This is a genomic window from Streptomyces sp. NPDC045022, from assembly GCF_056432605.1.
The window spans coordinates 277157-301201 of record NZ_JBWKIR010000010.1; the positions used below are offsets into that span (position 1 = coordinate 277157).

General features: G+C 71.3%; 22 protein-coding genes and 1 pseudogene. 14 read left to right on the forward strand and 9 right to left on the reverse strand.

The annotated features are described in order from the left end of the window. Positions 1-2: 2 nt before the first annotated feature. The 3 genes from tyrS to AC07C1_RS20490 are packed head-to-tail and all read right to left on the reverse strand — an operon-like array spanning position 3 to position 4242. Entirely contained in the window at positions 3-1271 is a 1269-nt protein-coding gene (gene tyrS, locus AC07C1_RS20480; RefSeq protein ID WP_478940820.1) for a tyrosine--tRNA ligase, read from the reverse strand. Positions 1272-1327: 56 nt separating this feature from the next. Further along, positions 1328-2722: a metallopeptidase TldD-related protein gene (locus AC07C1_RS20485; RefSeq protein WP_478940822.1), complete on the reverse strand. Its 1395-nt coding sequence runs from the start codon at positions 2720-2722 to the stop codon at positions 1328-1330. After that, positions 2719-4242, reverse strand: a complete 1524-nt coding sequence (locus AC07C1_RS20490; protein WP_478940824.1) for a TldD/PmbA family protein — start codon at positions 4240-4242, stop codon at positions 2719-2721. Before AC07C1_RS20490 ends, AC07C1_RS20485 begins: the two co-directional genes overlap by 4 nt. Positions 4243-4490: 248 nt before the next feature. Here AC07C1_RS20490 and fabG point away from each other — a divergent pair, with 248 nt between their 5' ends. From fabG to AC07C1_RS20505, 3 genes are all read left to right on the forward strand, one after another. Then, positions 4491-5195: a 3-oxoacyl-[acyl-carrier-protein] reductase gene (gene fabG, locus AC07C1_RS20495; protein WP_478940825.1), complete on the forward strand. Its 705-nt coding sequence runs from the start codon at positions 4491-4493 to the stop codon at positions 5193-5195. 5 nt (positions 5196-5200) lie between these two features. Continuing rightward, positions 5201-5968 (forward strand): enoyl-ACP reductase FabI, encoded by a 768-nt coding sequence (gene fabI, locus AC07C1_RS20500; protein ID WP_478940827.1) that lies wholly within the window; start codon positions 5201-5203, stop codon positions 5966-5968. Between the two features lie 158 nt (positions 5969-6126). Then, positions 6127-6477 (forward strand): hypothetical protein, encoded by a 351-nt coding sequence (locus AC07C1_RS20505; RefSeq protein ID WP_478940828.1) that lies wholly within the window; start codon positions 6127-6129, stop codon positions 6475-6477. On the opposite strand, the gene AC07C1_RS20510 is transcribed toward AC07C1_RS20505, so the two are convergent. Continuing rightward, the gene (locus tag AC07C1_RS20510) at positions 6455-7147 is read right to left on the reverse strand and encodes a FadR/GntR family transcriptional regulator (protein WP_478940830.1); all 693 of its coding nucleotides are present in this window, start codon (positions 7145-7147) and stop codon (positions 6455-6457) included. The two genes, AC07C1_RS20505 and AC07C1_RS20510, sit on opposite strands and share 23 nt — an antisense overlap. Positions 7148-7228: 81 nt before the next feature. On the opposite strand from AC07C1_RS20510, the gene AC07C1_RS20515 reads away from it, so the two are divergent. From AC07C1_RS20515 to AC07C1_RS20530, 4 genes are all read left to right on the forward strand, one after another. Beyond that, positions 7229-8545, forward strand: a complete 1317-nt coding sequence (locus AC07C1_RS20515) for a CynX/NimT family MFS transporter (protein WP_478940832.1) — start codon at positions 7229-7231, stop codon at positions 8543-8545. 49 nt (positions 8546-8594) lie between these two features. Then, a complete protein-coding gene (locus tag AC07C1_RS20520; RefSeq protein ID WP_478940834.1) occupies positions 8595-8714 on the forward strand; it encodes an SGM_5486 family transporter-associated protein in 120 nt (39 codons plus the stop codon). A 171-nt stretch (positions 8715-8885) separates the two neighbouring features. Continuing rightward, positions 8886-9092 (forward strand): hypothetical protein, encoded by a 207-nt coding sequence (locus AC07C1_RS20525; protein WP_478940836.1) that lies wholly within the window; start codon positions 8886-8888, stop codon positions 9090-9092. A gap of 78 nt (positions 9093-9170) precedes the next feature. Next, entirely contained in the window at positions 9171-9689 is a 519-nt protein-coding gene (locus tag AC07C1_RS20530; RefSeq protein ID WP_478940837.1) for a SixA phosphatase family protein, read from the forward strand. Between the two features lie 133 nt (positions 9690-9822). Here AC07C1_RS20530 and serB read toward each other — a convergent pair whose 3' ends face one another. Both serB and AC07C1_RS20540 read right to left on the reverse strand, forming a co-directional pair. Further along, positions 9823-11046, reverse strand: coding sequence for a phosphoserine phosphatase SerB (gene serB / locus AC07C1_RS20535; protein ID WP_478940839.1), 1224 nt, complete (start codon positions 11044-11046; stop codon positions 9823-9825). Between the two features lie 471 nt (positions 11047-11517). Continuing rightward, complete coding sequence (locus tag AC07C1_RS20540; RefSeq protein WP_478940840.1) at positions 11518-13590, reverse strand: streptophobe family protein; 2073 nt, start codon at positions 13588-13590, stop codon at positions 11518-11520. A gap of 242 nt (positions 13591-13832) precedes the next feature. Between AC07C1_RS20540 and AC07C1_RS20545 the strand changes: the two genes are divergently transcribed. Beyond that, positions 13833-16409, forward strand: a complete 2577-nt coding sequence (locus tag AC07C1_RS20545) for an ABC transporter ATP-binding protein/permease (RefSeq protein WP_478940884.1) — start codon at positions 13833-13835, stop codon at positions 16407-16409. A gap of 76 nt (positions 16410-16485) precedes the next feature. Here the strand turns inward: AC07C1_RS20545 and AC07C1_RS20550 are convergent, their stop codons facing one another. After that, a complete protein-coding gene (locus tag AC07C1_RS20550) occupies positions 16486-17250 on the reverse strand; it encodes a transglycosylase SLT domain-containing protein (RefSeq protein ID WP_478940842.1) in 765 nt (254 codons plus the stop codon). Positions 17251-17727: 477 nt separating this feature from the next. Continuing rightward, positions 17728-18070, reverse strand: a pseudogene (locus AC07C1_RS20555) (S-adenosylmethionine:tRNA ribosyltransferase-isomerase); the annotation flags it as partial. A 142-nt stretch (positions 18071-18212) separates the two neighbouring features. On the opposite strand from AC07C1_RS20555, the gene AC07C1_RS20560 reads away from it, so the two are divergent. The 3 genes from AC07C1_RS20560 to chpE all read left to right on the forward strand — a co-directional run bounded on the left by AC07C1_RS20560 (position 18213) and on the right by chpE (position 20431). Further along, positions 18213-19382 (forward strand): GAF domain-containing sensor histidine kinase, encoded by a 1170-nt coding sequence (locus AC07C1_RS20560; protein WP_478940844.1) that lies wholly within the window; start codon positions 18213-18215, stop codon positions 19380-19382. After that, positions 19375-20016, forward strand: coding sequence for a response regulator (locus tag AC07C1_RS20565; protein WP_478940846.1), 642 nt, complete (start codon positions 19375-19377; stop codon positions 20014-20016). The genes AC07C1_RS20560 and AC07C1_RS20565 overlap by 8 nt, the downstream gene beginning before the upstream one ends. Before the next feature lie 169 nt (positions 20017-20185). After that, complete coding sequence (gene chpE, locus AC07C1_RS20570; protein ID WP_478940848.1) at positions 20186-20431, forward strand: chaplin ChpE; 246 nt, start codon at positions 20186-20188, stop codon at positions 20429-20431. Between the two features lie 157 nt (positions 20432-20588). On the opposite strand, the gene AC07C1_RS20575 is transcribed toward chpE, so the two are convergent. Continuing rightward, the gene (locus AC07C1_RS20575) at positions 20589-21377 is read right to left on the reverse strand and encodes a hypothetical protein (RefSeq protein WP_478940850.1); all 789 of its coding nucleotides are present in this window, start codon (positions 21375-21377) and stop codon (positions 20589-20591) included. Positions 21378-21526: 149 nt separating this feature from the next. Here AC07C1_RS20575 and AC07C1_RS20580 point away from each other — a divergent pair, with 149 nt between their 5' ends. The 3 genes from AC07C1_RS20580 to AC07C1_RS20590 all read left to right on the forward strand — a co-directional run bounded on the left by AC07C1_RS20580 (position 21527) and on the right by AC07C1_RS20590 (position 23895). Next, positions 21527-22324, forward strand: coding sequence for an ABC transporter ATP-binding protein (locus AC07C1_RS20580; RefSeq protein WP_478940851.1), 798 nt, complete (start codon positions 21527-21529; stop codon positions 22322-22324). Positions 22325-22395: 71 nt separating this feature from the next. Next, the gene (locus AC07C1_RS20585) at positions 22396-22827 is read left to right on the forward strand and encodes an NfeD family protein (RefSeq protein ID WP_478940853.1); all 432 of its coding nucleotides are present in this window, start codon (positions 22396-22398) and stop codon (positions 22825-22827) included. 111 nt (positions 22828-22938) lie between these two features. Continuing rightward, on the forward strand, positions 22939-23895 hold the full coding sequence (locus AC07C1_RS20590; protein WP_478940854.1) for an SPFH domain-containing protein: 957 nt from the start codon (positions 22939-22941) through the stop codon (positions 23893-23895). The last annotated feature ends 150 nt before the right edge of the window (positions 23896-24045 follow it).

The window sequence follows — 24045 nt, forward strand, 5'->3', positions numbered from 1 at the left end:
CGCTACGCGGAAACAACCTCCACCGCGGCCAGGTTCTTCTTCCCCCGCCGCAGCACCAGCCACCGCCCGTGAATCAGGTCCTCCTTCGCCACGACGGCGTCCTCGGAGGCGACCTTCACGTTGTTCACGTAGGCACCGCCCTCCTTGACCGTCCGCCGCGCGGCGGACTTGCTGGCCACGAGGCCGACCTCGGCGAACAGATCGGTGACCGGGCCCAGCTCCGTGACCCGGATGTGCGGCACCTCGGACAGCGCCGCCGCCAGCGTCCCACCGTCCAGCTCCGCCAGCTCGCCCTGACCGAACAGCGCCCTGGACGCAGCGATCACCGCGGCCGTCTGGTCGGCCCCGTGCACGAGCGTCGTCAGCTCCTCGGCGAGCGCGCGCTGCGCGGCCCGGGCCTGCGGACGCTCCTCGGTCTGCCGCTCCAGCTCCTCGATCTCCTCACGGGACCGGAAACTGAAGATGCGCAGGAACTTCGAGACGTCCCGGTCGTCCGCGTTGACCCAGAACTGGTAGAACGCGTACGGCGTGGTCATCTCGGGGTCGAGCCAGACCGTGCCGGACTCGGTCTTGCCGAACTTGGTCCCGTCCGCCTTGGTGATCAGCGGCGTGCCCAGCGCGTGCACCACGGCGTCCGGCTCGGTCCGGTGGATCAGGTCCGTGCCCGACGTGAGGTTGCCCCACTGGTCGCTGCCACCGGTCTGCAACGTGCAGCCGTAGCGCCGGTACAGCTCCAGGAAGTCCATGCCCTGCAGGATCTGGTAGCTGAACTCGGTGTAGCTGATGCCCGCGTCGGAGTTGAGGCGCCGGGCGACGGCCTCCTTGGCGATCATCTTGTTGACCCGGAAGTGCTTGCCGATGTCCCGGAGGAACTCGATGGCCGACAGGCCCTGGGTCCAGTCCAGGTTGTTGACCATGACCGCCGCGTTCGGGCCCTCGAAGTCGAGCAGCGGCTCGATCTGTCCGCGCAGCCGCTCGACCCAGCCGGCGACGACCTCGGGGGAGTTCAGCGTGCGCTCCGCGGTCGGCTTCGGGTCACCGATCAGCCCCGTGGCGCCACCGACCAGGCCCAGCGGGCGGTTGCCCGCCCGCTGGATCCGGCGCATGGTCAGGATCTGCACGAGGTTGCCGAGGTGCAGACTGGGCGCGGTCGGGTCGAAACCGCAATAGAACGTGACAGGACCGTCCGCGAACGCCTTGCGCAGTGCGTCCTCGTCCGTGGAGAGGGCGATGAGCCCACGCCACTTCAGCTCGTCGACGATGTCCGTCACGGTTCTCGTGTCTCCTTGGTGATCCTCGGGCAGTCGGGTGACAGCCGACTACGAGGTTATACGCCCTGACTGACAGAACTCATGTTGAAATCGGGGATCCGCAGGGCGGGCATCGCGGCCCGGGTGAACCAGTCGCTCCACTCCCGCGGCAGCGTCTTCTCGGTGCGCCCGGCCTCCGCGGCCCGGCCCAGCAGGCCCACCGGCGACTCGTTGAACCGGAAGTTGTTCACCTGCCCGGTCACCTCACCGTTCTCCACGAGGTAGACACCGTCCCGGGTCAGGCCGGTGAGCAGCAGCGTCGCCGGATCGACCTCGCGGATGTACCACAGGCAGGTCAGCAGCAACCCGCGCCCGGTGTTCGCGACCATCTCCTCCAGGGAGCGGTCGTCACCGCCGTCCAGGATCAGGTTCCCGAGCACCGGGGCGACCGGCAGCCCGGTCAGACCCGCGCTGTGCCGGGTGGTGGTCAGATGCTTGAGCACTCCCTTGTCGATCCACTCGGTGGCGTGCGTCGGCAGTCCGTTGTCGAACACCGACTGATCGCCGCCGGAGGAGTGGGCGACCACGAAGGGCGGGCACTCCAGGCCCGGCTCGTTCGGGTCGCTGCGCAGGGTGAGCGGCAGCTCGGAGAGCTTCTCGCCGACCCGGGTGCCGCCGCCGGGCTTCGAGAACACCGTCCGCCCCTCGGCCGCGTCCCGGCCCGAGGCCGACCACAGCTGGTAGATCAGCAGGTCCGCGACCGCGGTGGGCGGCAGCAGCGTCTCGTACCGGCCGGCGGGCAGCTCCACGCGCCGCTCGGCCCAGCCGAGCCGTACGGCCAGCTCGGCGTCCAGCGCGCCCGGGTCGACGTCCTTGAAGTCCCGCGTGGACCGGCCGGCCCACGCCGAGCGCGCACGGTCCGGGGACTTCGCGTTCAGCTCCAGCGTGCCGGTGGGCTGGTCGTGGCGCAGGCGCAGCCCGGTGGACGAACCCACATACGTCGACACCAGCTCATGGTTGGCGAAGCCGTACAGCTCCCGGCCGCCCGCACGCGCGCGTGCGAACGCCTCGCCGAGCGCCGGGGCGAAGTCGGCGAACACGGCCGAGGACGTCTCGGCCGGCGCGTCCGTGAAGTCCGGGGCCGCCGGCACACCGCTGATCAGGGGCTGCGCGTCCTCGGCGGGACCGGCTCCGCGCGCGGCGGCCTCCGCGGCCCGCACCAGCGGCTCCAGTTCCTCCGAGGTGACCGCCGACCGGGAGACCACGCCGGCGGCGGTGCCCTCCTTGCCGTCCACGGTCGCGATCACCGTGAGCGTACGGCCGCGCGTGACGCCGTTCGTGGTCAGCGCGTTGCCCGCCCAGCGCAGGTTGGCGGTCGAGTGCTCGTCGGCGATGACGACACAGCCGTCGGCCCGGGAGAGGGCGAGCGCCTGCTCGACGATCTCGTGCGGCTTGCGGGTACGGGCGCTCATCGACCGGCCTCCTGCGTGGTGTTGAGGATGTTGACGCCCCTGAAAAGGGCGGAGGGGCATCCGTGGGACACGGCGGCCACCTGCCCCGGCTGGGCCTTGCCGCAGTTGAAGGCACCCCCGAGGACGTACGTCTGCGGGCCCCCGACGGCCGCCATGGACCCCCAGAAGTCGGTGGTCGTGGCCTGGTAGGCGACGTCCTTCAGCTGCCCCGTGATCCGCCCGTTCTCGATCCTGAAGAAGCGCTGCCCGGTGAACTGGAAGTTGTACCGCTGCATGTCGATCGACCATGACCGGTCGCCGACCACGTAGATGCCCCGGTCGACCCCGCCGATCAGGTCCTCGGTGGACAACCCGGCCGGGTCCGGCCGCAGCGACACATTGGCCATGCGCTGCACCGGAACATGCGCCGGCGAGTCGGCGTACGCACACCCGTTGGACCGGTCGAACCCGGTCAGCCGGGCGATCCGCCGGTCCAGCTGGTAGCCCACCAGCGTGCCGTCCTTCACCAGGTCCCAGGACTGCGCCGCCACGCCCTCGTCGTCGTAGCCGATGGTCGCCAGGCCGTGCTCGGCGGTGCGGTCACCGGTGACGTTCATCAGCTCGGAGCCGTACCTCAGCTTGCCCAGCTGGTCGAAGGTGGCGAACGAGGTGCCGGCGTAGGCGGCCTCGTAGCCGAGGGCGCGGTCCAGCTCGGTGGCGTGCCCGATGGACTCGTGGATGGTCAGCCACAGGTTGGACGGGTCGACGACCAGGTCGTACAGGCCCGGCTCCACGGTCGGCGCCCGCATCTTCTCGGCGAGCAGCTCCGGGATCCGCTCCAGCTCGGCGTCCCAGTCCCAGCCGGTCCCGGTCAGGTACTCCCAGCCGCGCCCGGCCGGCGGCGCGATGGTACGCATCGAGTCGAACTCACCGCTGGACTCGTCCACCGACACGGCCGTCAGCTGCGGATGCAGCCGCACCCGCTGCTGGGTCGTCACGGTCCCGGCCGTGTCGGCGTAGAACTTGTTCTCGTGCACGGTGAGCAGCGAGGCGTCGACATGGTTGACGCCGTTCGCGGCCAGCAGCCGCGCGCTCCACTCCGCCAGCAGCGCGGCCTTCTCCTCGTCCGGCACCGAGAACGGGTCGATCTCGTACGACGAGATCCACGTCCGGTCCGCGTGCACCGGCTCGTCGGCCAGCTCCACCCGTTCGTCCGACCCCGCCGCCGTGATCACCTGGGCCGAGAGCTTCGCCATCGCCACCGCCTGTGAGGCGACCCTCGCGGCGGCGTCCATGGTCAGGTCGACCCCGGACGCGAAGCCCCACGTACCGCCGTGCACGACCCGGACCGCGTACCCGAGGTCGGTGGTGTCCGACGACCCGGCGGGCTTGGCGTCCCGCAGCCGCCAGGAGGCGCTGCGGACCCGCTCGAACCGGAAGTCCGCGTGCGCGGCCCCCAGCGCACGCGCGCGTGCGAGCGCGGCGTCGGCGAGGGCCCGTAGGGGAAGCGCCGTGAAGGCTTCGTCGATGGAATGAGGCACGGAGGTCTCCCTGCTGTCGTGGCCTGTCGGCTCCGATCATGTCGCGGGACCGGCCCGGCGGACCACATCTTTCGGTCCCCGGACCGGGCCGTTCTGTAGGGATCCGACAGCGACACCCCCGAGCCACTGTTGGTGCCCGATTGCCCGCGGCAGGGGCGCTACCGATAGGTTTTCGATGAAGCCGCCTGTCATCCAGGTGTTCGGGCGGGTTGTCCGAGGCATCAGACCGCTATCGAAAGGGTGATCCGTTGAGCCGCTCGGTTCTCGTCACCGGAGGCAACCGGGGCATCGGCCTCGCCATCGCCCGCGCGTTCGCCGACGCCGGCGACAAGGTCGCGATCACGTACCGCTCGGGTGAGCCGCCGGCCGGCTTCCTCGCCGTCAGGTGCGACATCACCGACCCGGAGCAGGTGGAGCAGGCCTACAAGGAGATCGAGGACCAGCACGGTCCGGTCGAGGTCCTGATCGCCAACGCCGGCGTCACCAAGGACCAGCTCCTGATGCGCATGTCCGAGGAGGACTTCACCTCGGTCATCGACACCAACCTCACCGGCACCTTCCGCGTCGTCAAGCGCGCCAACCGCGGCATGCTGCGCGCCAAGAAGGGCCGCGTCGTCCTGATCTCCTCCGTGGTCGGCCTGCTCGGCTCGGCGGGGCAGGCGAACTACGCCGCCTCCAAGGCCGCCCTGGTCGGCTTCGCGCGCTCCCTCGCCCGTGAGCTGGGCTCGCGCAACCTCACCTTCAACGTCGTCGCGCCCGGCTTCGTGGACACCGACATGACCAAGGCGCTCACCGACGAGCAGCGCGAGAACATCGTGTCCCAGGTGCCGCTCGGTCGTTATGCGCAACCGGAGGAGATCGCCGCGACGGTGCGGTTCCTCGCCTCGGACGACGCCTCGTACATCACTGGAGCCGTCATCCCCGTTGACGGCGGACTGGGAATGGGTCACTGATCACCATGAGCGGAATCCTCGAGGGCAAGCGCATCCTGATCACGGGTGTGCTGATGGAGTCCTCCATCGCCTTCCACGTCGCCAAGCTCGCCCAGGAGCAGGGCGCCGAGATCATCCTGACCGCCTTCCCGCGGCCCACGCTGACCGAGCGCATCGCCAAGAAGCTGCCGAAGCCGGCCAAGGTCATCGAGCTGGACGTGACGAACGAGGAGCACCTCGCGCGTCTGGCCGACGTGGTCGGCGAGGAGCTGGGCGGCCTGGACGGCATCGTCCACTCCATCGGCTTCGCCCCGCAGGACGCGCTCGGCGGCAACTTCCTCAACACGCCGTTCGAGTCGGTCGCCACCGCCATGCACGTCTCGGCGTTCTCCCTGAAGTCGTTGACCATGGCCTGCCTGCCGCTGATGCAGAACGGCGGCTCGGTCGTCGGCCTCACCTTCGACGCGCAGTACGCCTGGCCGCAGTACGACTGGATGGGCCCGGCCAAGGCCGCCCTGGAGGCCACCAGCCGCTACATGGCGCGTGACCTGGGCAAGCAGAACATCCGCTGCAACCTCATCTCGGCGGGCCCCATCGGCTCCATGGCCGCGAAGTCCATCCCGGGCTTCAGTGATCTGGCCTCCGTGTGGGACACCCGTTCCCCGCTGGAGTGGGACCTGAAGGACCCGGAGCCGGCCGGCAAGGGTGTCGTCGCCCTGCTGAGCGACTGGTTCCCGAAGACCACGGGAGAGATCATCCACGTCGACGGTGGTCTGCACGCCATCGGCGCGTGACCCTCGCCTGACGTCGGCGCCCCGTCCCCGCAGTGCGCGGGGAGCGGGGCGTCACTCGTTCGGCGTACCCGATCGGGCGGGGCGCGGAGCCGACCGCGCACCCTGGATGAGCGTCCACCCCGCGATTCCCTCCGCAGCCCGGCCGAGGAGGTCCCCTTGTGCGCCTGTCCCGCAGCCTGGCCCCGGTGACCCTGGCCGTGACCCTCGTGCTCTCACTGCCGTACGACGCGATGTCGCACGCGCGCGCCAGTGACGGGAAGCCGCCCGCGCCGAGCCTGTTCGGCGCCGCCTGCCGTACGAGCGTCCGCGGCTCTCATGTGGTGGCCTACTGCCACAATCCCTATGTCGACATCGACCGGGTCCGGCTGCACATCGAGTGCGCCCGCTGGTGGGACATCGACACCGACAGCTCTCCGGTGGACGCCGAACCCGCCATGACCGTACGGCTCACCGGTCGGTGCTGGAAGGACGTCGAATCGGTCTGGGTCAGCCACCAGAAGGCGCGCTGAACCTGTCCGGCCGGCACAGGAACGGATAACTCGCGGCCTCCGCCGCTGCCGCCTCCGCGTCCCCGTCGCGGATCGCGTCCACCAGCCGCGTGTGGTCCATGTGCGTCTCCGGCGTCAGCTCCGCGCCCACGTCCGCGCGCAGCCAGTCGCGCAGCACCTCTCCGAGGTCGGCGTACATCGCCGTCATGACGTCGTTGTGGGAGGCGGCCACGACGGCCAGGTGGAAGGTCGCGTCGACGGTCACGAAGGCCTCCGCCTCGCCCGTCTCCCAGGCCTCCTCGCGACGTGCCAGCAGTGTGTCCAGCTGCTTGAGGTCCTTCTCGGTACGCCGCTCGGCGGCGAGCTTCGCCGCCGCCGACTCCAGGGTGGAGCGCAGTTCGGCGATGTGCCGCGGGTCGGCGCCGGCGAAGCGGCGGTGCATCACGCCGGCCAGTTCGCTCGTCGCGACGACGTAGGTGCCGGAGCCCTGGCGGATGTCCAGCAGACCGTTGTGCGCGAGCGCGCGGACCGCCTCGCGGACGGTGTTGCGGGCGACGCCGAGCTGCTCGACCAGCTCCGGCTCGGTGGGGATGCGCGAGCCGACCGGCCACTCCCCGGAGGCGATCTGGTTCCGCAGTTCGGCGATGACCTGCTCGGACAGCGCCGAACGGCGCGGGTGGCTCAGCGGCATGGCACACCTTCGCACGAGGGGCCCGGGCGCGGACACCCCGGGAATGGACAACCAATCATCCCATGATTCTATGATGGCGGTATGGCGAGTGAGGAAATCCGGACAGTGGAGACCCGTACGGCGATGTCCCCGACCGAACGCGGCACGGTAGCCGCGGCGAGTACACACCAGACGCCCTCCGGCGCGGGCCGCACGCGCGCGTGGGCGACCCGGCTGGTCGTGGTCGGTATCGTGCTGTCCGCGCTGAACCTCCGCCCGGCCATCACGAGCCTCGGCGCGCTCCTGGAGGAGGTCCGCGACGGGCTCGGCATGAGCGGCGGCGTGGCCGGCCTGCTCACCTCCGTGCCCCCGCTGTGCTTCGCGGTCTTCGGCGTCACCGCGCCCCGCCTGGCCCGCCGGTTCGGACCGCCGGCCGTGGTGTGCGCCGGCATGGCCGCCATCACCGCGGGCCTGCTGATACGCCCGTACGTCGGCGGCACGGCCGGATTCCTGGCCGCCAGCGCGCTCGCCCTGATGGGCATCGCCGTCAGCAACGTCCTGATGCCGGTCATCGTCAAGCGCTGGTTCCCCGACCGGGTCGGCTCCATGACCGGCCTGTACTCGATGGCACTCGCCCTCGGCACCTCCCTCGCCGCCGCGGTGACCGTCCCCCTGACCGACGCGCTGGGCAGCTGGCAGTCCGGCCTCGCCGTCTGGGCGACCATCGCCGCGGCCGCCGTCCTGCCGTGGCTGCCGCTCGTACGCGGCCACGGCGCCGCCCCCGGGCAGCAGCGGGAGCAGGTGCCCGGCACGGCGGAACAACAGGCTCCCCTGCGCATCACCCGGAGCCGCACCGCCTGGGCGCTCGCCGCCTTCTTCGGCCTCCAGGCCACCGCCGCCTACGTCACCATGGGCTGGATGCCGCAGATCTTCCGGGACGCCGGAGTCCCGGCGGGCACCGCGGGCGTCCTGCTCGCCGTCACCATGGTGATGGGCGTGCCGCTGGCCTTCGTCATCCCGCGGGTCGCCACCCGGCTGCCCCACCAGGGGCCGATCGTGCTGGTGCTGGGCGTCTGCGGCCTCGCCGGATACGCCGGCCTGTACCTCGCGCCGGCCGGCGGCGCCTGGGCCTGGGCCCTGCTGCTGGGCGTCTCCAACTGCGCCTTCCCGCTCGCGCTGACGATGGTCGGCATGCGGGCCCGCAGCGGCCCGGGCGTGGCCCAGCTGTCCGCGTTCGCGCAGAGCACCGGCTACCTGATCTCCGTTCCCGGCCCGCTGCTGGTCGGCGTGCTCTACCAGCAGAGCGGCGGCTGGGGGCTGCCGATCGCCCTCATGGCGGGCCTGATGCTGCCGCAGATCGTGGTGGGCTTCCTGGCGGGCCGCGACCGCACGGTGGAGGACGAGGCGGCGGCGCGCTGACCCGCGACCCCGTCGCGGCCCTCCGGGCGAAGGATGCGAAACTGGGCGCATGCAGCCTGTGCTCGACCCGAACCCGCAGAACGGCCAGAAGAAGATGCTGTTGGTCTTCGGCTCGTTCTTCGCCATCTTCGTGATCATCGCCCTCATCGCGACCATCGCGTCCCCGTGACGCCCGCCCCCGCCGGCGGATGGTGGGGTTGGCTCCACCATCCCCTAGGGGGCCAGGGTCAGGGTCGAGTGGGTGGACTTCCGGATGGGGTGGCGGCCCCCGAGTCCGTAGCTTCGAGATGTGACCGCACGAGGCGGCCACGGACCCGCTCGAAGACCCACGGAGGCGATCATGCCGGCCCGCACCCACTCGCGGCCCCACCCGGCGACCACGGGCGGCATCGACATCAGGCTGCCCTGGTGGGCCCTCGCCCTGCCCGCGCTCGCGTTCGTCGCGCTGCTCGCGCTGATACTGAACCCGTCGGACGCCCACGCGGCGAGCGGCGACCCGGCGATCAGCCACCTTCTCGAGCGCGCCCAGCATCTCCTCGCGCGCTGACGCCGAGCCCCCTCGCCCGGTGAACCCGCATGTCAACTCCCTGCGCCGCGTGGCGTGTTTCATGCGAAGCTGGGTCCCATGAGCGCCGCAGAACCTCGCATGATCGCCCTCTTCCGGCACGCGAAAGCCGACTGGCCCCAGGTGTCCGACCATGAGCGCCCGCTCGCCGAGCGGGGCCGCAAGGACGCCGCGGTCGCCGGACGCAAGCTGGCCGACACCGGCATCACCTTCGACCAGGCCCTGTGCTCCACCGCGACCCGGACCCGCGAGACCTGGAAGCTCGCCGTCCACGAACTGGCTCACCGGCCGAAAACCGTCTACGAGGAGCGGGTCTACGAGGCCTCGCCCGGCGAGCTGATCGCCGTGCTCAACGAGGTCCCGGACGACGTGCGGAACGTGATCCTGATCGGCCACAACCCGGGCGTGCACGCCTTGGCCGACATCCTGGCCGGCCAGGCCGAGGCAGACGCCCGCGAGCGGATGAACAGCCGCGGCTTCCCCGCCGCCGGCTTCGCCCTGCTCTCCTTCGAAGGACCCTGGAAGGGCCTGGAGCCGGGCGTGGCCACGCTCACGGACTACTGGGCACCCTCCGAGTGACCCGCACGTGACGCGGTAGCCGCTCACGACCCGGCGACCGCGGTACGCCGAAGGGCCCCGCACCGCACGGGGTGCCGGGCCCTCCCGCAACCCGGACCCGGCCGGCCCGGGCCCTGACGCACCCGCGTCCCGCTCAGCCCTCGTCGTGGGTGTCGGCCGCCTCCACCTCTTCACGGGTGACACCGAGGAGATACAGGACCGTGTCGAGGAAGGGGAAGTTCACCGCCGTGTGCGCGGCCTCGCGAACCACCGGCTTGGCATTGAAGGCGACGCCCAGACCGGCCGCGTTCAGCATGTCCAGGTCGTTGGCACCGTCACCGATCGCCACCGTCTGCGACAGCGGCACCCCGGCCTCCGCGGCGAACCGGCGCAGCAGCCGCGCCTTGCCCGCCCGGTCCACGATCTCACCGGTGACCCGGCCGGTCAGTTTGCCGTCGACGATCTCCAGCGTGTTCGCCTGGGCGAAGTCGAGCCCCAGCCGCTCCTTGAGATCGTCCGTGACCTGCGTGAAGCCACCGGAGACGACCCCCACTTGGTAGCCGAGCCGCTTCAGGGTGCGGATCAGGGTGCGGGCGCCCGGGGTCAGCCGGACCTCGTTGCGCACCTTCTCCACCACCGAGGCGTCCAGCCCCTTCAGCAGGGCCACGCGCGCGTGCAGCGACTGCTCGAAGTCCAGCTCTCCGCGCATCGCCGTCGCCGTCACCTCGGCGACCTTGTCCTCGCAGCCGGCGTGCGCGGCGAACAGTTCGATGACCTCGTCCTGGATGAGCGTGGAGTCCACGTCCATGACCACCAGCCGCTGGGCGCGCCGGTGCAGGCCCGCCGAGACGACCGCGACGTCGACACCCAGTGCCGCCGCGTCCGAGGCCAGGGCCGTGCGCAGCGGCTCGGTCTCCACGCCGGAGACGGCGAACTCCACCGCGGTGACGGGGTACTTGGCGAGCCGGAAGATACGGTCGATGTTGCCGCCGGCCTTCGCGATGCGGGCGGCGATGGCGGCCGTCGACTCGGCGGTGAGCGGATGCCCGAGAACGGTCACCAGGGACCGCCCGAGGCCACGCGGACGGTTGTCACCGTGCCCCGAGATGATCTCCGCCTGCATCTTCATCGACTCGGCCCAGCTGTGCACGGTGGCCCTCAGGTCGCCCTCGAGGCCGGCCGGCGGCGGGGTGACCAGCGCGCACAGCACCAGGCGGCCCCGGGTGACGACCTGCTCGATGTCGACCACGTCGACGTAGTAAGCGGCGAGAGTGTCGAAGAGGCCGGCGGTGATGCCCGGCCTGTCCTTGCCGAAGATCTTGACGAGGAGTGTGGGGACCTCGGAGGTCTGCGAGGCGGAGGTCTGCGAAGCGCTCATGGTGTCACCACCGTATCCGGCACCCAGTGCCTCCCGTCGCCGAGGTCCGCCTGACGGACACGGAACAATAGGTGTCGGGCCGGAGTCGGAGTCGGGGATCTTGCCGCCGGGAGACGGCACGTCCACCCACTCGCGCTGCCCGGCTTCACCACGACTGTCCCACGAGACGGCCCGCAGGGCAGGTCCAGGGAGCCGACGGCCGAACCCGACGCCGGGCCTTGCCGGGCGGCTTCACCCGCCGCGCTTCAGCTGTCCCGCCGGGTGCCTCCGCTTTCCGCCGCGCGCCGGCTCCGCCCCCGGTGCCTCGGCCAGGTCCACCGCGCGTTCGGCTCGGCCCCCGGTGCCTCGGCCAGGTCCACCGCGCGTTCGGCTCCGCCCGCCGTGTTTCCACCTCACGCCGCGCGTCCGGCTCAGCCCGCCGTGCTTCCGCTTCCCTCGCCGTGTCGCGGCTCCGCTTACCGTGCTGCCGCTTCACCCGCCGTTCTTCGGCTTCCCCGGAGGAGGAGGGGCCGGAGGAGGAGGCGGCCACTCGAAGCCGTCCGTGCCCGGCGCGTGATCGCCCGGGCGCGGGGTGGGACGGTCGCGCGGTGGCGGGGGAGGGGGGCCGAGCGGCCGGGCCACGGTCGGGGCACCGTACACGTCGCCCCCGGCAGCGGGCGGCGGCGCATCCTCCGGCTCCCGCGGTACCTGGAGGTAGGGATTGGTGTCGGGATTCGGCGGCCGATAGGACCGACCCGGCGCGTACGGCCCGGCTCCGCCGACCCGGCCGTGTCCTCCGTGGCCGTACCCCTGTCCCGGGTCCCCGGCGCCCATCCCGTCGCCGTACCCGGCGTTCCCGTACGCCGCGTCTCCGGTGTCCATCCCGTTGCCGTACCCGTAACTCCCACCACCGGCTCCGGACGCCACGCCGCCTGCGCCGCGGCTGCCGCCCTGTACGCCGCCTGCGTCCCAGGCGCTGCGTTCCACGCCGCTTCCACCCAGGCCGCCGGCCCCGGACGCCACGCCGCCTGCGCCCCAGTCGCCGCCCTGCGCGCCGCCACCGTCCCAGTCGCCGCCCTGCACGCCGTGTGTGCCCCGGACGCCGTCCTCCCCGCCGTGCCCGGAGTTCTCTGCCCAGACCGGTCGCCGTTCAGGTTCGTGCCGCGGCGCGCTCCGGGCCGGCCACGCCGCCCGTGCTCCCGCCGCCCCGGTGACCCAGGCCGTCACTGCTCCCACTGCTCCCGCTCCCGCACCCCACACGGCGCCCAGGAGCAGCGCCATGCCGAGGTGGCCGTGCAGGTCGACACCCGCGCCGAAGGCGTCGAAGCCGAGGACGGACAGGGAGGCGTTCACGGACACGTCCGTCAGCCAGGCGAGCAGGGGCAGGGCGAGCGCGGTCGCGAGCCCCAGCCGCAGCGCGCACCGGCCGGCCAGGCCCAGGGCGCTGTCGGCAGGCCGGTCCACCGGCGTCCGTACCGCCGTCAGCACCCCGGCCAGCAGCATCGTCAGCGTGGCCGCCACCGCCAGCAGCCACACCCGCCCGTCCAGCTCGGCCAGTCGGCCCAGCGTCACGGGCTGGTCGGACCGCGCGCTGAGGAGCTGGTCCAACGGGTGGGGGAGCAGCCTGCCGAGGACACCGGTGGCCCGGCCGTCCCAGGGCACGAACAGACCGAGCGGGAGACCGAGCCAGACCCCGTTCGGTGCGCCGAGCAGGGCCGCGCCGGCGATCCGCTCCGGGTGGTCGTCGCCGATCGCCGCGTACGCCGCCGCCGCGAGGCCGGCCGGCACGGCCAGCAGCAGTACGTGGACGAGTGCGGACGCGGCCGGCCGGACCACCCGGTGGACGACGGCCCAGCCGGGCGGCAGGGGAGCGCGGCGGGCGGCGAGCAGCGCGATCACCAGGACTCCGGCGCACCAGCCAAGTCCGCCCAGGAGCGTGGCCGAGGTGTCCACGGTGAAACCGACCGCCGCCCTGGCGTCGATCAGATCCCCGAGCCGGTCCGGCAGCAGTCCGCCCACGTCGCCGAGGCCGGGGATGCTCAGCCCACCGTCCCCCTGGCCGCCCCCGCCCGGCAACTGGTCCAGACCGAGCGAGCCGCCGTCGATGGTGATGACGTCGTGACCCGCCCACGCCAGACCACCCAGCATGGCCATGAAGACCACGACCACCGTGCCCGCGCGCGCGAGGAGTTCGGCGCGCGCGATCGCAACTCCGGCCGTGCGCAGGGACCGTAGGAAGAACCACGACAGCAGCAGCGCGCCGACCAGGCTGACCCCGAGTGGCGTGATCTCGATGGTGGTGTGTGCCTCGGCGCCTTTCAGCCCGAAGGCGGACACATCGCCCGACGGGGCGACGGAACCACCGGCCCCGAGCGCCACAACGGCCGCTGTCATGGGGCCCAGTGAGCCCGATGCGTCGGCCCGCAACAGGTGCAGACCGAGCGCGGCGGTGCCCGCCATCCCGATCAACGCCCAGCTCACAGCGGCGATCGCGGACACCCCAATGTCCGTCCAGGGCAGCCTCGTACCGCGCCGCGCGGTCCCGGCATCCGTGGCAGCGCTCATGGCAGACCCCCCGATCCGCGGTGCGGCACCGCAGCCGCGCTTGTCCCCCCTCGCGAGGGATTACCACTCTCCGGCCCGGTTTCAACCCCGTCAACGGGGCGAGTCGAAGCGCGTACCGGCGCCCTTGGCAAGGCCCGGGTTTCGGTCAGAGGGCTGAGCCTGGAATAGTTCCCCACGATGTTCGACATCCCTAGACTCCCTGTGTCGGGGGTAAATCGGGGGACAACTCAGTGGGGCATGGAGTGCCGGAACTCGTACTGGAATCAAACGGACAGACCTGGACGCTCGATGCGTCCAGGCCCTACACCCTCGGACGCGATCCGCAGGGTGACATCGTCTTCGACGACGCCAGGGTCTCCTGGCGGCATGCCACGGTCAGCTTCAACGGCAGCAGTTGGGTCATCGAGGACCACGGCAGCACCAACGGCACCTTCGTGCACGGGCAGCGGATCCAGCACATGGAGATCGGCCCCGGTTCGTCGCTGCACCTGGGCAACGCGACGGACGGACCGCGGCTGAACCTGTCGGCGACCGCGGCCCCGGTCGGTGGCCCGGGCCAGCAGCAGGCGGCGGCGCCGTACGCGGCCCAGGGCGCCGGCGCACCCGGCTGGGCCCAGCAGCAGGCCGCTCCGCAGCAGGCCGTGCCGCACCAGGCGCCCGCCCACCAGCAGGCGCCGCAGCCCGGCTGGCAGCAGCCGCAGCAGGCACCCGCGTTCCCGCAGCAGGCCGGTCCCGCCGATCAGTACGTGCAGAAGACGCCCGGCGGTGGCGCGGGGGCGCCGCCGGTCTACGGCGACCGCAGCCCGACCACGTTCCACCAGTTCTCGCTCGGCCGCGTGATGCGTATCGGCCGCGCCCTGGAGAACGAGCTGGTCGTCTCCGACCTGCAGGTCTCCCGGAACCACGCCGAGTTCCACTCGACGCCCGACGGCCGGTTCGAGATCCGCGACCTCGGCTCGCACAACGGCACCTACGTCAACGGCCAGCCGATCGCCAAGGGCGGTTCGGCGCTGCTCGGTCCGAGCGACATCGTCGGCGTCGGCCACTCCACGTTCCGGATCGTCGGCGACCGCCTCGAGGAGTTCGTCGACACCGGTGAGGTCTCCTTCTCCGCGCGCCATCTGACCGTGACGGTCGACGGCGGCAAGCAGATCCTGAAGGACGTCTCCTTCGGTGTCCCGGAGAAGTCGCTGGTCGCGGTGATCGGCCCGTCCGGCTCCGGCAAGTCGACCCTGCTCAAGGCGCTCACCGGCTACCGGCCCGCCAACCAGGGCGAGGTGCTCTACGACAACCGGAACCTGTACAAGCAGTTCGCCGAGCTGCGCCAGCGCATCGGTCTGGTGCCGCAGGACGACATCCTGCACAAGGAGCTGACCGTCAAGAAGGCCCTGAAGTACGCGGCCAAGCTGCGCTTCCCGGCCGACACCACCGCGCAGGAGCGAAACGCCCGCATCGAGGAGGTGCTGCGCGAGCTGAAGCTGGACATCCACAAGGACAAGAAGGTCACGTCCCTGTCCGGCGGCCAGCGCAAGCGTGTCTCGGTGGCCCTGGAGCTGCTCACCAAGCCGTCGCTGATCTTCCTGGACGAGCCGACGTCCGGCCTCGACCCGGGCATGGACCGCGATGTCATGCAGCTGCTGCGCGGCCTCGCCGACGACGGCCGTACGGTCCTGGTCGTCACCCACTCGGTGGCCGAGCTGGCGCTGTGCGACAAGCTGCTGGTGATGGCGCCGGGCGGTGCGGTCGCCTACTTCGGCCCGCCGGAGGAGGCGCTGAACTTCTTCGGCTACGACAGCTGGGCCGACGTCTTCTCCGCCTTCGAGAACTACCGCGACTACGACTGGGCGGGCCGCTGGAAGGGCTCGCAGCACTACCAGATGTACGCCGCGGACATCGACGCGGTCGCCCCGCAGTCCGTACACATGCCTCCGCCGCAGGCCATCAAGCCGCCCAAGCCGCAGGCCTGGGGCTCGCAGCTGATGACCCTCATCCGGCGTTATGTGTCGGTCATCGCCTCGGACAAGGGCTTCCTGGCGCTGACGGTGATCCTGCCCGCGGTGCTCGGCGCGGTCAGCCTGCTGATCGACCACGACCGCGGCCTGCTGGTGAACCCGGTCAACGCCAAGACCCACCTGCCCGTCCCGAACGGCACCGCCACCACCGTGTTGCTGATCCTCGCCGTCGGCGCGTGTTTCGCGGGGGCCGCGAACTCCGTACGTGAGCTGATCAAGGAACGGGTCATCTACGAGCGTGAGCGCGCGACCGGCCTGTCCCGCTCGGCGTACCTGATGTCCAAGGTGGTCGTGCTCGGCGCCGTCACGGTGCTGCAGGGCCTGATGGTCGGCCTGATCGGCTTCTCCAGCCGCGAGATCCCCGACCAGGGGCTCGTGCTTGGGGGTTCGACGCTGTTCGAGCTGTGCCTGCCGATCATGGCGCTGGGCTTCACCTCGATGATGTTCGGCCTGGTGATCTCCTCGCTGGTGAAGACCGCCGAGAAGACCATGCCGCTGCTGGTGATGTTCGCGATCATCCAGGTCGTCTTCACCGGCTGCCTCTTCACCCTGCACGGCACGCTCGGTGTGAACGAGTTCTCGTACCTGATGCCGTCCCGCTGGGCGGTGGCCGCGGCCGGTACCACGCTGGACTTCAACAACATCGCCCCGAACACCGACGACCCGACCAGCACCGATCCGCTGTGGGACCACGCGGCCTCCGCCTGGGGTCTGGACATGTTCGCGCTGATCGCGCTCGGTGTGGTCTGCGGCTTCTTCGTGGCCCGCTTCCTGCGCCGCCACGAGCCGGAGGTCATGCGGAAGTAGACCGCGTACGACGCGAAGGGCGGCACCCCCCGAGGGGTGCCGCCCTTCCGCGTTACGTCAGAGGTCCGCGCTGACCTCAGTACGCGCTGTTCACGTTGTCGATCGAGCCGTACCGGTCGGCCGCGTAGTTGGCGGCGGCGGTGATGTTGGCGACCGGGTCGTAGATGTTCCACGAGGTGCCGGCGACGTGGTAAGCGTTGAAGGTCGGCGGGATGACCTGCAGCAGGCCCTTGGACGGGATGCCGTTGACCGCGTTGATGTCCCAGTCGTTGATGGCCTGGGGGTTGCCGGAGGACTCGCGCATGATGTTCTTGTGCAGGCCGTTGTAGCTGCCCGGGATGCCCTTGGACTTCATGATGTCCAGGGCCTGGCGGATCCAGCCGTCCAGGTTGTTCGCGTACGTCTTCGCGGCGACCGGCTGCATCTGGACGCGCTGCGCGGAACGGCTCGCGGCCTGCTTGGCGGTGCGCTCCTGCGCTGCCTTCTTGGCGGCGGCGGCCTCGGCGGCCTTCTTCTTCGCGGCGGCCTCTGCGGCCTGCTTGGTGGCGGCCTGCTTGGCGGCGGCCGCGTCCACGGCCTTCTTCTGCGCCGCGAAGGTGTCGAGCTTGACGGTTTCGGTGGCGAGCTGGTCGGTGACCGTGCCCTTGACGTTCTGCAGGGCGGTGCCGGTGGCGACCTGGGCGGTCACGGCCGGGGCGCCGGTGGTGACGGTCTCGGCGTTGCTGGGGGCGGCCGAGAGGGCGAGGGCGGCGGTGCCGAGAGCAGCGACACCGGCGACGGCGATCTTGTGCTGCTTGGTCAGGGCACGACTATGAGCTCGCTTGAGGATGTTCTTGGGCATAGCTGATGGACCTCTTCGTGTAGCGCGGAGGTCGCTCCTGCGTCCGCCGGGGGAATCGGTTCCTCCCGCACGAACGCCGCGGGCCGGAACCCACGGCGCTGAGCGACGAGGCAATTCTTAGCTGGCGCAAAATGCACTGGCAAAGGTGTGACGTACGATGCCCGATAGTGGATCAGGGAAGGGCAAAACGGGACAGACAGGGCCGTCTGCCCCGTTCATGCGGTCGCTTTATCTCCTATGCCCTTTCGTACGTGATGTGCGCCCTATGTGCGGGCTCACATCCCACCCGAGCCGGTCTCACGCCGAGTTGCCGTCGCAATGCTCTCCGTGAGGCTCTTCCGGGAGGGAACTCGTGCCACGGACAGATCCCGGGCAGCACCTCAGCCAGGCACGCTCTGCCGCCGACCGCTCGGTCCACCAGCCGCCGTCACACCCCTGGCACCGGCACCGGCACCAGTACCGGCCGCGCCGTATAGGGGGCCGCACCGCACCCGGCATCTCCGCACTCCCGGCCCCGTCCTCGGAAGTGAGCGCGAACACCTTCCGGTGCACCGACGTCCGCCCCGGCGGCCGGCGCCCACCGCAGCCGCTCCCCACGCCCACCACAGCCGCTCCCCGCGCGCGCTCAGCGGCTCCTCCGGCACCAGCCAGCCTCCGCCCGGCATCCCCACCTCTGTGCGCGCGTGCCGCCCGCACGCGCGCGTGTAGTACCCCGCCCGTCCGGCTGCCGCAGCTCGACCGCCCACCGCCCGTCGTCCCCGCGCATGGAGAAGTGCACCGCAGGAACGGCACCGCGCGGGTCGCCTCGGACGCGGGTCGCACCGCGCGAGGGCCCTTCGGCGTACGCCACTCGCCCGGGGCCGCGGCCGGGGACCTACCCCACCGGGCCTAGGCCCAGCGGCCCAGTGACCGCCGTCACCGGCCCGATCCGGGGTGTCACACCCCGCCGGTACCGTGAGGACATGAGTCAAGGCCCCCGGTCCGGCCTCGCGGCGGTCAGTTCCGCGCTGCTGGCCATGAGCAGGCACCTGGAGGTGCGCGACGTCCTCAAGACGATCGTCGCCTCCGCCCGCGAGCTGCTCGACGCGCAGTACGCCGCCCTCGGCGTCCCCGACGACCACGGCGGCTTCGCCCAGTTCGTCGTGGACGGCGTCAGCGACGCCCAGTGGAAGGCGATCGGCCCGCTGCCCCGCCAGCACGGCATCCTCGCCGCGATGCTGCACGAGGCCCGGCCCGAGCGCCTCGCCGACGTGCGCAAGGACCCCCGCTTCGAGGGCTGGCCGTCCGCCCACCCCGACCTGGCCGACTTCCTGGGCCTGCCCATCCGCGACGGCGACGAGGTCATCGGCGCCCTGTTCCTCGCGAACAAGCAGCGGTCCGCGGGGGAACACCCCTCGTGCCCCGAGCCGGATGGCGGTTGCGGCTTCACGGAGGAGGACGAGGAACTGCTCGCCATCCTCGCCCAGCACGCCGCCATCGCCCTCACCAACGCCCGCCTCTACGAACGCAGCCGCGAGCTGACCATCGCCGAGGAACGCTCCCGCCTCGCCCACGAACTGCACGACGCGGTCAGCCAGAAGCTGTTCTCCCTGCGCCTGACCGCCCAGGCGGCGGCCGCCCTCGTCGACCGCGACCCCGCCCGCGCCAAGGACGAACTCCACCAGGTGGCTGCGCTCGCCGCCGAGGCCACCGACGAACTGCGCGCGGCCGTGGTGGAATTGCGGCCCGCAGCCCTCGACGAGGACGGCCTGATCGCCACCCTGCGCACCCAGACACAGGTCCTCGACCGCGCCCACAGCGCGCGCGTGACCTTCACCGGCAGCGGCTTCCGCGCCCTGCCCGCCGCCCAGGAGGAGGCCGTGCTGCGGGTCGCCCAGGAGGCACTGCACAACGCCCTGCGCCACTCCGGCGCGGAGCACGTCGACGTGAGCGTGGAGCGGCGCGGTTGCGGGGCCGTCCTGCGTGTCACCGACGACGGCAGCGGCTTCGACCCGAAGACGGTCCGCCGCGCCGGACGCCACCTGGGCCTGGTCTCCATGCGTGACCGGGCGAGCGGGGTCGGCGGCACGCTGACCGTGGAATCGGCGCCCGGCAAGGGCACCACGATCGAGCTGGAGGTCCCCGGTGGGTGAAGCGATCAAGGTGCTGCTGGTCGACGATCACCAGGTCGTCCGCCGGGGTCTGCGCACCTTCCTGGAGGTACAGGACGACATCGAGGTCGTCGGCGAGGCCGCCGACGGCGCCGAGGGAGTCGCCCGGGCCGAGGAACTGCGGCCGGACGTCGTCCTCATGGACATCAAGATGCCGGGCATGGACGGCATCGACGCCCTGCGCAAGCTCCGCGAACTCGGCAACCCCGCACGCGTGCTGATCGTCACCAGCTTCACCGAGCAGCGCACGGTCGTCCCCGCGCTGCGCGCGGGCGCCGCCGGGTACGTCTACAAGGACGTGGACCCCGACGCCCTCGCCGGCGCCATCCGCTCCGTGCACGCGGGGCACGTCCTGCTCCAGTCCGAGGTCGCCGGTGCGCTGCTCTCCCAGGAGGAGGCCGGCACCGGCCAGGGCAGAGGAGGTTCGCTCACCGAGCGGGAGCGCGAGGTGCTCGGCCTGATCGCGGACGGCCGCTCCAACCGGGAGATAGCCCGTGCCCTCGTCCTGTCCGAGAAGACCGTCAAGACGCACGTCTCCAACATCCTGATGAAACTCGACCTCGCCGACCGCACCCAGGCCGCGCTGTGGGCGGTACGCCACGGTGTGACCAGCTGAAACGCCCTGCGCAGGGATCACTCACGGCAACGCGGAGGGTTCCGTTCCGGGCTGAGATTCATACCGTCGTGGGAATGTCACCCGGATGGCGCATCCTCCGGCGATCTCCGCCGTTCTCCAGTGCGTGCCGCGGCGGACCGCCGTGGTGATCGCCTAGAAGGGGTTGAACGTGAAGAACCTGAAGAAGGCAGCGGCCGTGACGATGGTGGCCGGTGGCCTGATGGCCGCCGGTGCGGGGATGGCCTCCGCCACGGACGGTGCCTGGGCCGGCGGTGAGGCCCACGGCTCCCCGGGCGTCATCTCCGGCAACGTCGTCCAGGCCCCGGTGCACGTCCCGGTCAACGCGGTCGGCAACAGCGTGAACGTCATCGGCGTGCTGAACCCTGCCTTCGGCAACGTCGGCCTCAACCACTGAGGTTCACATCTCGGCGCCGGTCGGGCGGAGAACGGCCCGGCCGGCGTTCGAGGACGGGGCCCGTCTACGGCGAGGCCCGCTCAGGGCCGATGCCGAGGCTTGGGGGCGGTCGCACCCCGGTACGCCCACGGCGGCACCGGGACCGGACGGCCGACGCTCACCGAACTCCCCGCTCCCGCTCCTCCACGACGGCGTTGTACGCCGCCACCTGCGCCCGCCGAGCCGTCCGCTCGACAGGCCGCAACGCCTCGGAGCGCGCGGCCATCTCGGCGGAACTGACCGCGCCCCCGTGCCCCCGGTCGTACGCCAGCGACACCAGCAGCCCCACCCGCTGCGCCAGCTCCAGCACCCGCACCGCACGCGGCGGATACCCCGGCGCCAGCACCTCCCGCCCCGGCTCGGCCCGCGCCCGGTACGCGTCGATCGCCGCCTCCGCCACCGGACCCGAGGCGGCGACATCCAGCTTCGACAGCACCTCGGTCGCCTCCCGCAGCCCCTCCGCCAGTTCCCGCTCCGCCTCGCCCAGCGAGGGAACATCGGCCGGCGGCGCCTCCCGCACCGGCAGCACACGCCAGACCACCTCGACATGCACATCACCCGCGGGCCCGGCCTCGTACACCTCCGGCACCAACCCGAACGCGGCGCCGTGGCAGACCACCGCCTCCTCGGCCTCCAGCGCCCGCGCATTGAACTCGGGCGGCCCGCTCAGCCCCAGCGGATGACCGGGCGCCGGCAGCGCGACCCGCAGACCGGTCACCCCCAGCGTCCGCAGCCGCCCCAGCGCGAGCGTGAGCCCGACCGGCGCCGACTCACCCGGCAGCCCCGCCACCCGGTGCACCGCGTCCTCGCCCACGATGGCGAGCGCGGCGTCATCCGGAGAGACAAGTCCGGCCCAAAGGGCATTTCCCCAAGCGGCAAGGCGTCCTGAACGCGGTTCCGAGAGCATGCCCCCACCCTAAGGACCGGACCGATGGAATGGAGCGGGGCACTCGTGGCGTAGATTTCATAAGGCTGCGCCCACAGGCGCGGCGGACCGAGCCACAGGCGTACGCGACAGCCGAGACCGGCCACACTGCAAGGGGAGACAACGCGCTCATGAGCGATGTTCTGGAGCTTCAGGACGTATCCGTGGTCCGCGAGGGCCGGGCTCTGGTGGACCAGGTCTCCTGGTCGGTGAAGGAGGGCGAGCGCTGGGTCATCCTCGGCCCCAACGGCGCCGGCAAGACCACCCTCCTGAACGTCGCCTCCAGCTACCTCTACCCCAGCAAGGGCACCGCCACCATCCTCGGCGAGACCCTCGGCAAGCCCGGCACCGACGTCTTCGAGCTGCGCCCCCGCATCGGCATGGCCGGCATCGCCCTGGCCGACAAGCTCCCCAAGCGCCAGACGGTCCTGCAGACGGTCCTCACCGCCGCCTACGGCATGACCGCCGGCTGGCAGGAGGAGTACGAGGACATCGACGAGCAGCGCGCCCGCGCCTTCCTCGACCGCCTCGGCATGAGCGAGTACCTCGACCGGAAGTTCGGCACCCTCTCCGAGGGCGAGCGCAAGCGCACCCTGATCGCCCGCGCCCTGATGACCGACCCCGAGCTGCTCCTCCTCGACGAGCCCGCCGCCGGCCTCGACCTCGGTGGCCGCGAGGACCTCGTCCGCCGCCTCGGCCGGCTCGCCCGCGACCCCATCGCCCCCTCGATGATCATGGTCACGCACCATGTCGAGGAGATCGCCCCGGGTTTCACCCACGTCCTCATGATCCGCCAGGGCAAGGTCCTCGCGGCGGGCCCGATCGAACTCGAACTGAGCTCCCGCAACCTCTCCCTCTGCTTCGGCCTCCCGCTCGTCGTCGAGCAGGTCGGTGACCGCTGGACCGCCCAGGGCCTGCCCCTGTCCTGACCCCGGCGCGAGCCTGCCCCGCTCCCTTTCGCGCCCTGTCCGCCGCCCGACCGCGGTCCTACCATGACCATGTGAACGACATCGACGCATGGGTGTGGTGGCTCGTCGGCGCGGCGGCGCTCGGAATCCCGCTCGTGGTCACCGCGATGCCGGAGTTCGGCATGCTCGCGGTGGGAGCCGTAGCCGCCGCGGTCGCCGCCGGCCTCGGCTTCGACGCCGTGATCCAGGTCCTCGTGTTCGTCGTCGTCTCCGTCGCCCTCATCGCCGTAGTCCGCCCCATCGCGGCCCGCCACGGCAACCAACGCCCCCGACTCGCCACCGGCATCGAGGCGTTGAAGGGCAGGCAGGCCGTCGTACTGGAGCGGGTCGACGGCTCCGGCGGCCGTATCAAACTCGCCGGAGAAGTCTGGTCCGCCCGGGCTCTCGACACCGGCCGTGCCTACGAAGTGGGCCAGGAGGTGGACGTCGTGGAGATCGAAGGGGCCACCGCGATCGTCATCTGAGGGATCCGGCCCACGAGTTGGGCGACGGTCTGTCAGACTCGACCAGCAAGATCTTCAACATCCGCGAGATCTGCCGAGGGTGCCGAGGCGGAGAGGGGTACGGGGACCACGATGGAACCGGTCATCATCGTCCTGATCATTCTGGTGGTGTTGGTCTTCATCGCCCTGATCAAGACCATCCAGGTCATTCCACAGGCCAGCGCCGCCATCGTCGAGCGCTTCGGCCGCTACACGCGGACGCTGAACGCGGGCCTGAACATCGTCGTCCCGTTCATAGACACCATCCGCAACCGCATCGACCTGCGCGAACAGGTCGTACCGTTCCCACCCCAGCCGGTGATCACCCAGGACAACCTGGTCGTGAACATCGACACCGTCATCTACTACCAGGTCACCGACGCCCGGGCCGCCACCTACGAGGTCGCCAGCTACATCCAGGCGATCGAGCAGCTCACCGTCACCACCCTGCGCAACATCATCGGCGGCATGGACCTCGAGCGCACCCTGACCTCCCGCGAGGAGATCAACGCGGCCCTGCGCGGCGTCCTCGACGAGGCCACCGGCAAGTGGGGCATCCGCGTCAACCGCGTCGAACTCAAGGCCATCGAACCGCCCACCTCCATCCAGGACTCGATGGAGAAGCAGATGCGCGCCGACCGCGACAAGCGCGCCGCGATCCTCACCGCGGAAGGTACGCGCCAGGCCGCCATCCTCACCGCGGAGGGCGAGAAGCAGTCCCAGATCCTGCGCGCCGAGGGTGAGGCCAAGGCGGCCGCCCTGCGCGCCGAGGGCGAGGCGCAGGCGGTCCGCACGGTCTTCGAGGCCATCCACGCCGGCGACGCGGACCAGAAACTCCTGTCCTACCAGTACCTCCAGATGCTCCCGAAGATCGCCGAGGGCGACGCCAACAAGCTCTGGATCGTCCCCAGCGAAATCGGCGACGCCCTCAAGGGCCTCTCCGGAGCGATGGGCAACTTCGGCCCCATGGGCGGCGGTTCAGGTAACAACGGCTCCTCCGACAGCGGAGGTTCCGGGTCGGAACGCCGCGAGAAGCCGCCGATCGACTGAGAGTTGAGATCGTACGCCCGGGTTCCCGCCGCGCCCCGAAAGGGGCGCGGGGGCGACTAGTGCCGCGGCAGGCAACGTTCGCCCCGTCGCGACGCCCGGCACGCACTCTCGCCGCACCGGCCGAAAGCCCAAGTACATCCAGTACGAGGA

Excerpts from the sequence above, each read along its gene's own strand:
- AC07C1_RS20485 (WP_478940822.1), bottom strand. The coding sequence starts at position 2,722 with ATGAGCGCCCGTACCCGCAAGCCGCACGAGATCGTCGAGCAGGCGCTC.
- fabI (WP_478940827.1), top strand. The coding sequence starts at position 5,201 with ATGAGCGGAATCCTCGAGGGCAAGCGCATCCTGATCACGGGTGTGCTG.
- AC07C1_RS20510 (WP_478940830.1), bottom strand. The coding sequence starts at position 7,147 with ATGCCGCTGAGCCACCCGCGCCGTTCGGCGCTGTCCGAGCAGGTCATC.
- AC07C1_RS20515 (WP_478940832.1), top strand. The coding sequence starts at position 7,229 with ATGGCGAGTGAGGAAATCCGGACAGTGGAGACCCGTACGGCGATGTCC.
- AC07C1_RS20520 (WP_478940834.1), top strand. The coding sequence starts at position 8,595 with ATGCAGCCTGTGCTCGACCCGAACCCGCAGAACGGCCAGAAGAAGATG.
- AC07C1_RS20525 (WP_478940836.1), top strand. The coding sequence starts at position 8,886 with ATGCCGGCCCGCACCCACTCGCGGCCCCACCCGGCGACCACGGGCGGC.
- AC07C1_RS20530 (WP_478940837.1), top strand. The coding sequence starts at position 9,171 with ATGAGCGCCGCAGAACCTCGCATGATCGCCCTCTTCCGGCACGCGAAA.
- serB (WP_478940839.1), bottom strand. The coding sequence starts at position 11,046 with ATGAGCGCTTCGCAGACCTCCGCCTCGCAGACCTCCGAGGTCCCCACA.
- AC07C1_RS20540 (WP_478940840.1), bottom strand. The coding sequence starts at position 13,590 with ATGAGCGCTGCCACGGATGCCGGGACCGCGCGGCGCGGTACGAGGCTG.
- AC07C1_RS20550 (WP_478940842.1), bottom strand. The coding sequence starts at position 17,250 with ATGCCCAAGAACATCCTCAAGCGAGCTCATAGTCGTGCCCTGACCAAG.
- AC07C1_RS20560 (WP_478940844.1), top strand. The coding sequence starts at position 18,213 with ATGAGTCAAGGCCCCCGGTCCGGCCTCGCGGCGGTCAGTTCCGCGCTG.
- AC07C1_RS20575 (WP_478940850.1), bottom strand. The coding sequence starts at position 21,377 with ATGCTCTCGGAACCGCGTTCAGGACGCCTTGCCGCTTGGGGAAATGCC.
- AC07C1_RS20580 (WP_478940851.1), top strand. The coding sequence starts at position 21,527 with ATGAGCGATGTTCTGGAGCTTCAGGACGTATCCGTGGTCCGCGAGGGC.
- AC07C1_RS20590 (WP_478940854.1), top strand. The coding sequence starts at position 22,939 with ATGGAACCGGTCATCATCGTCCTGATCATTCTGGTGGTGTTGGTCTTC.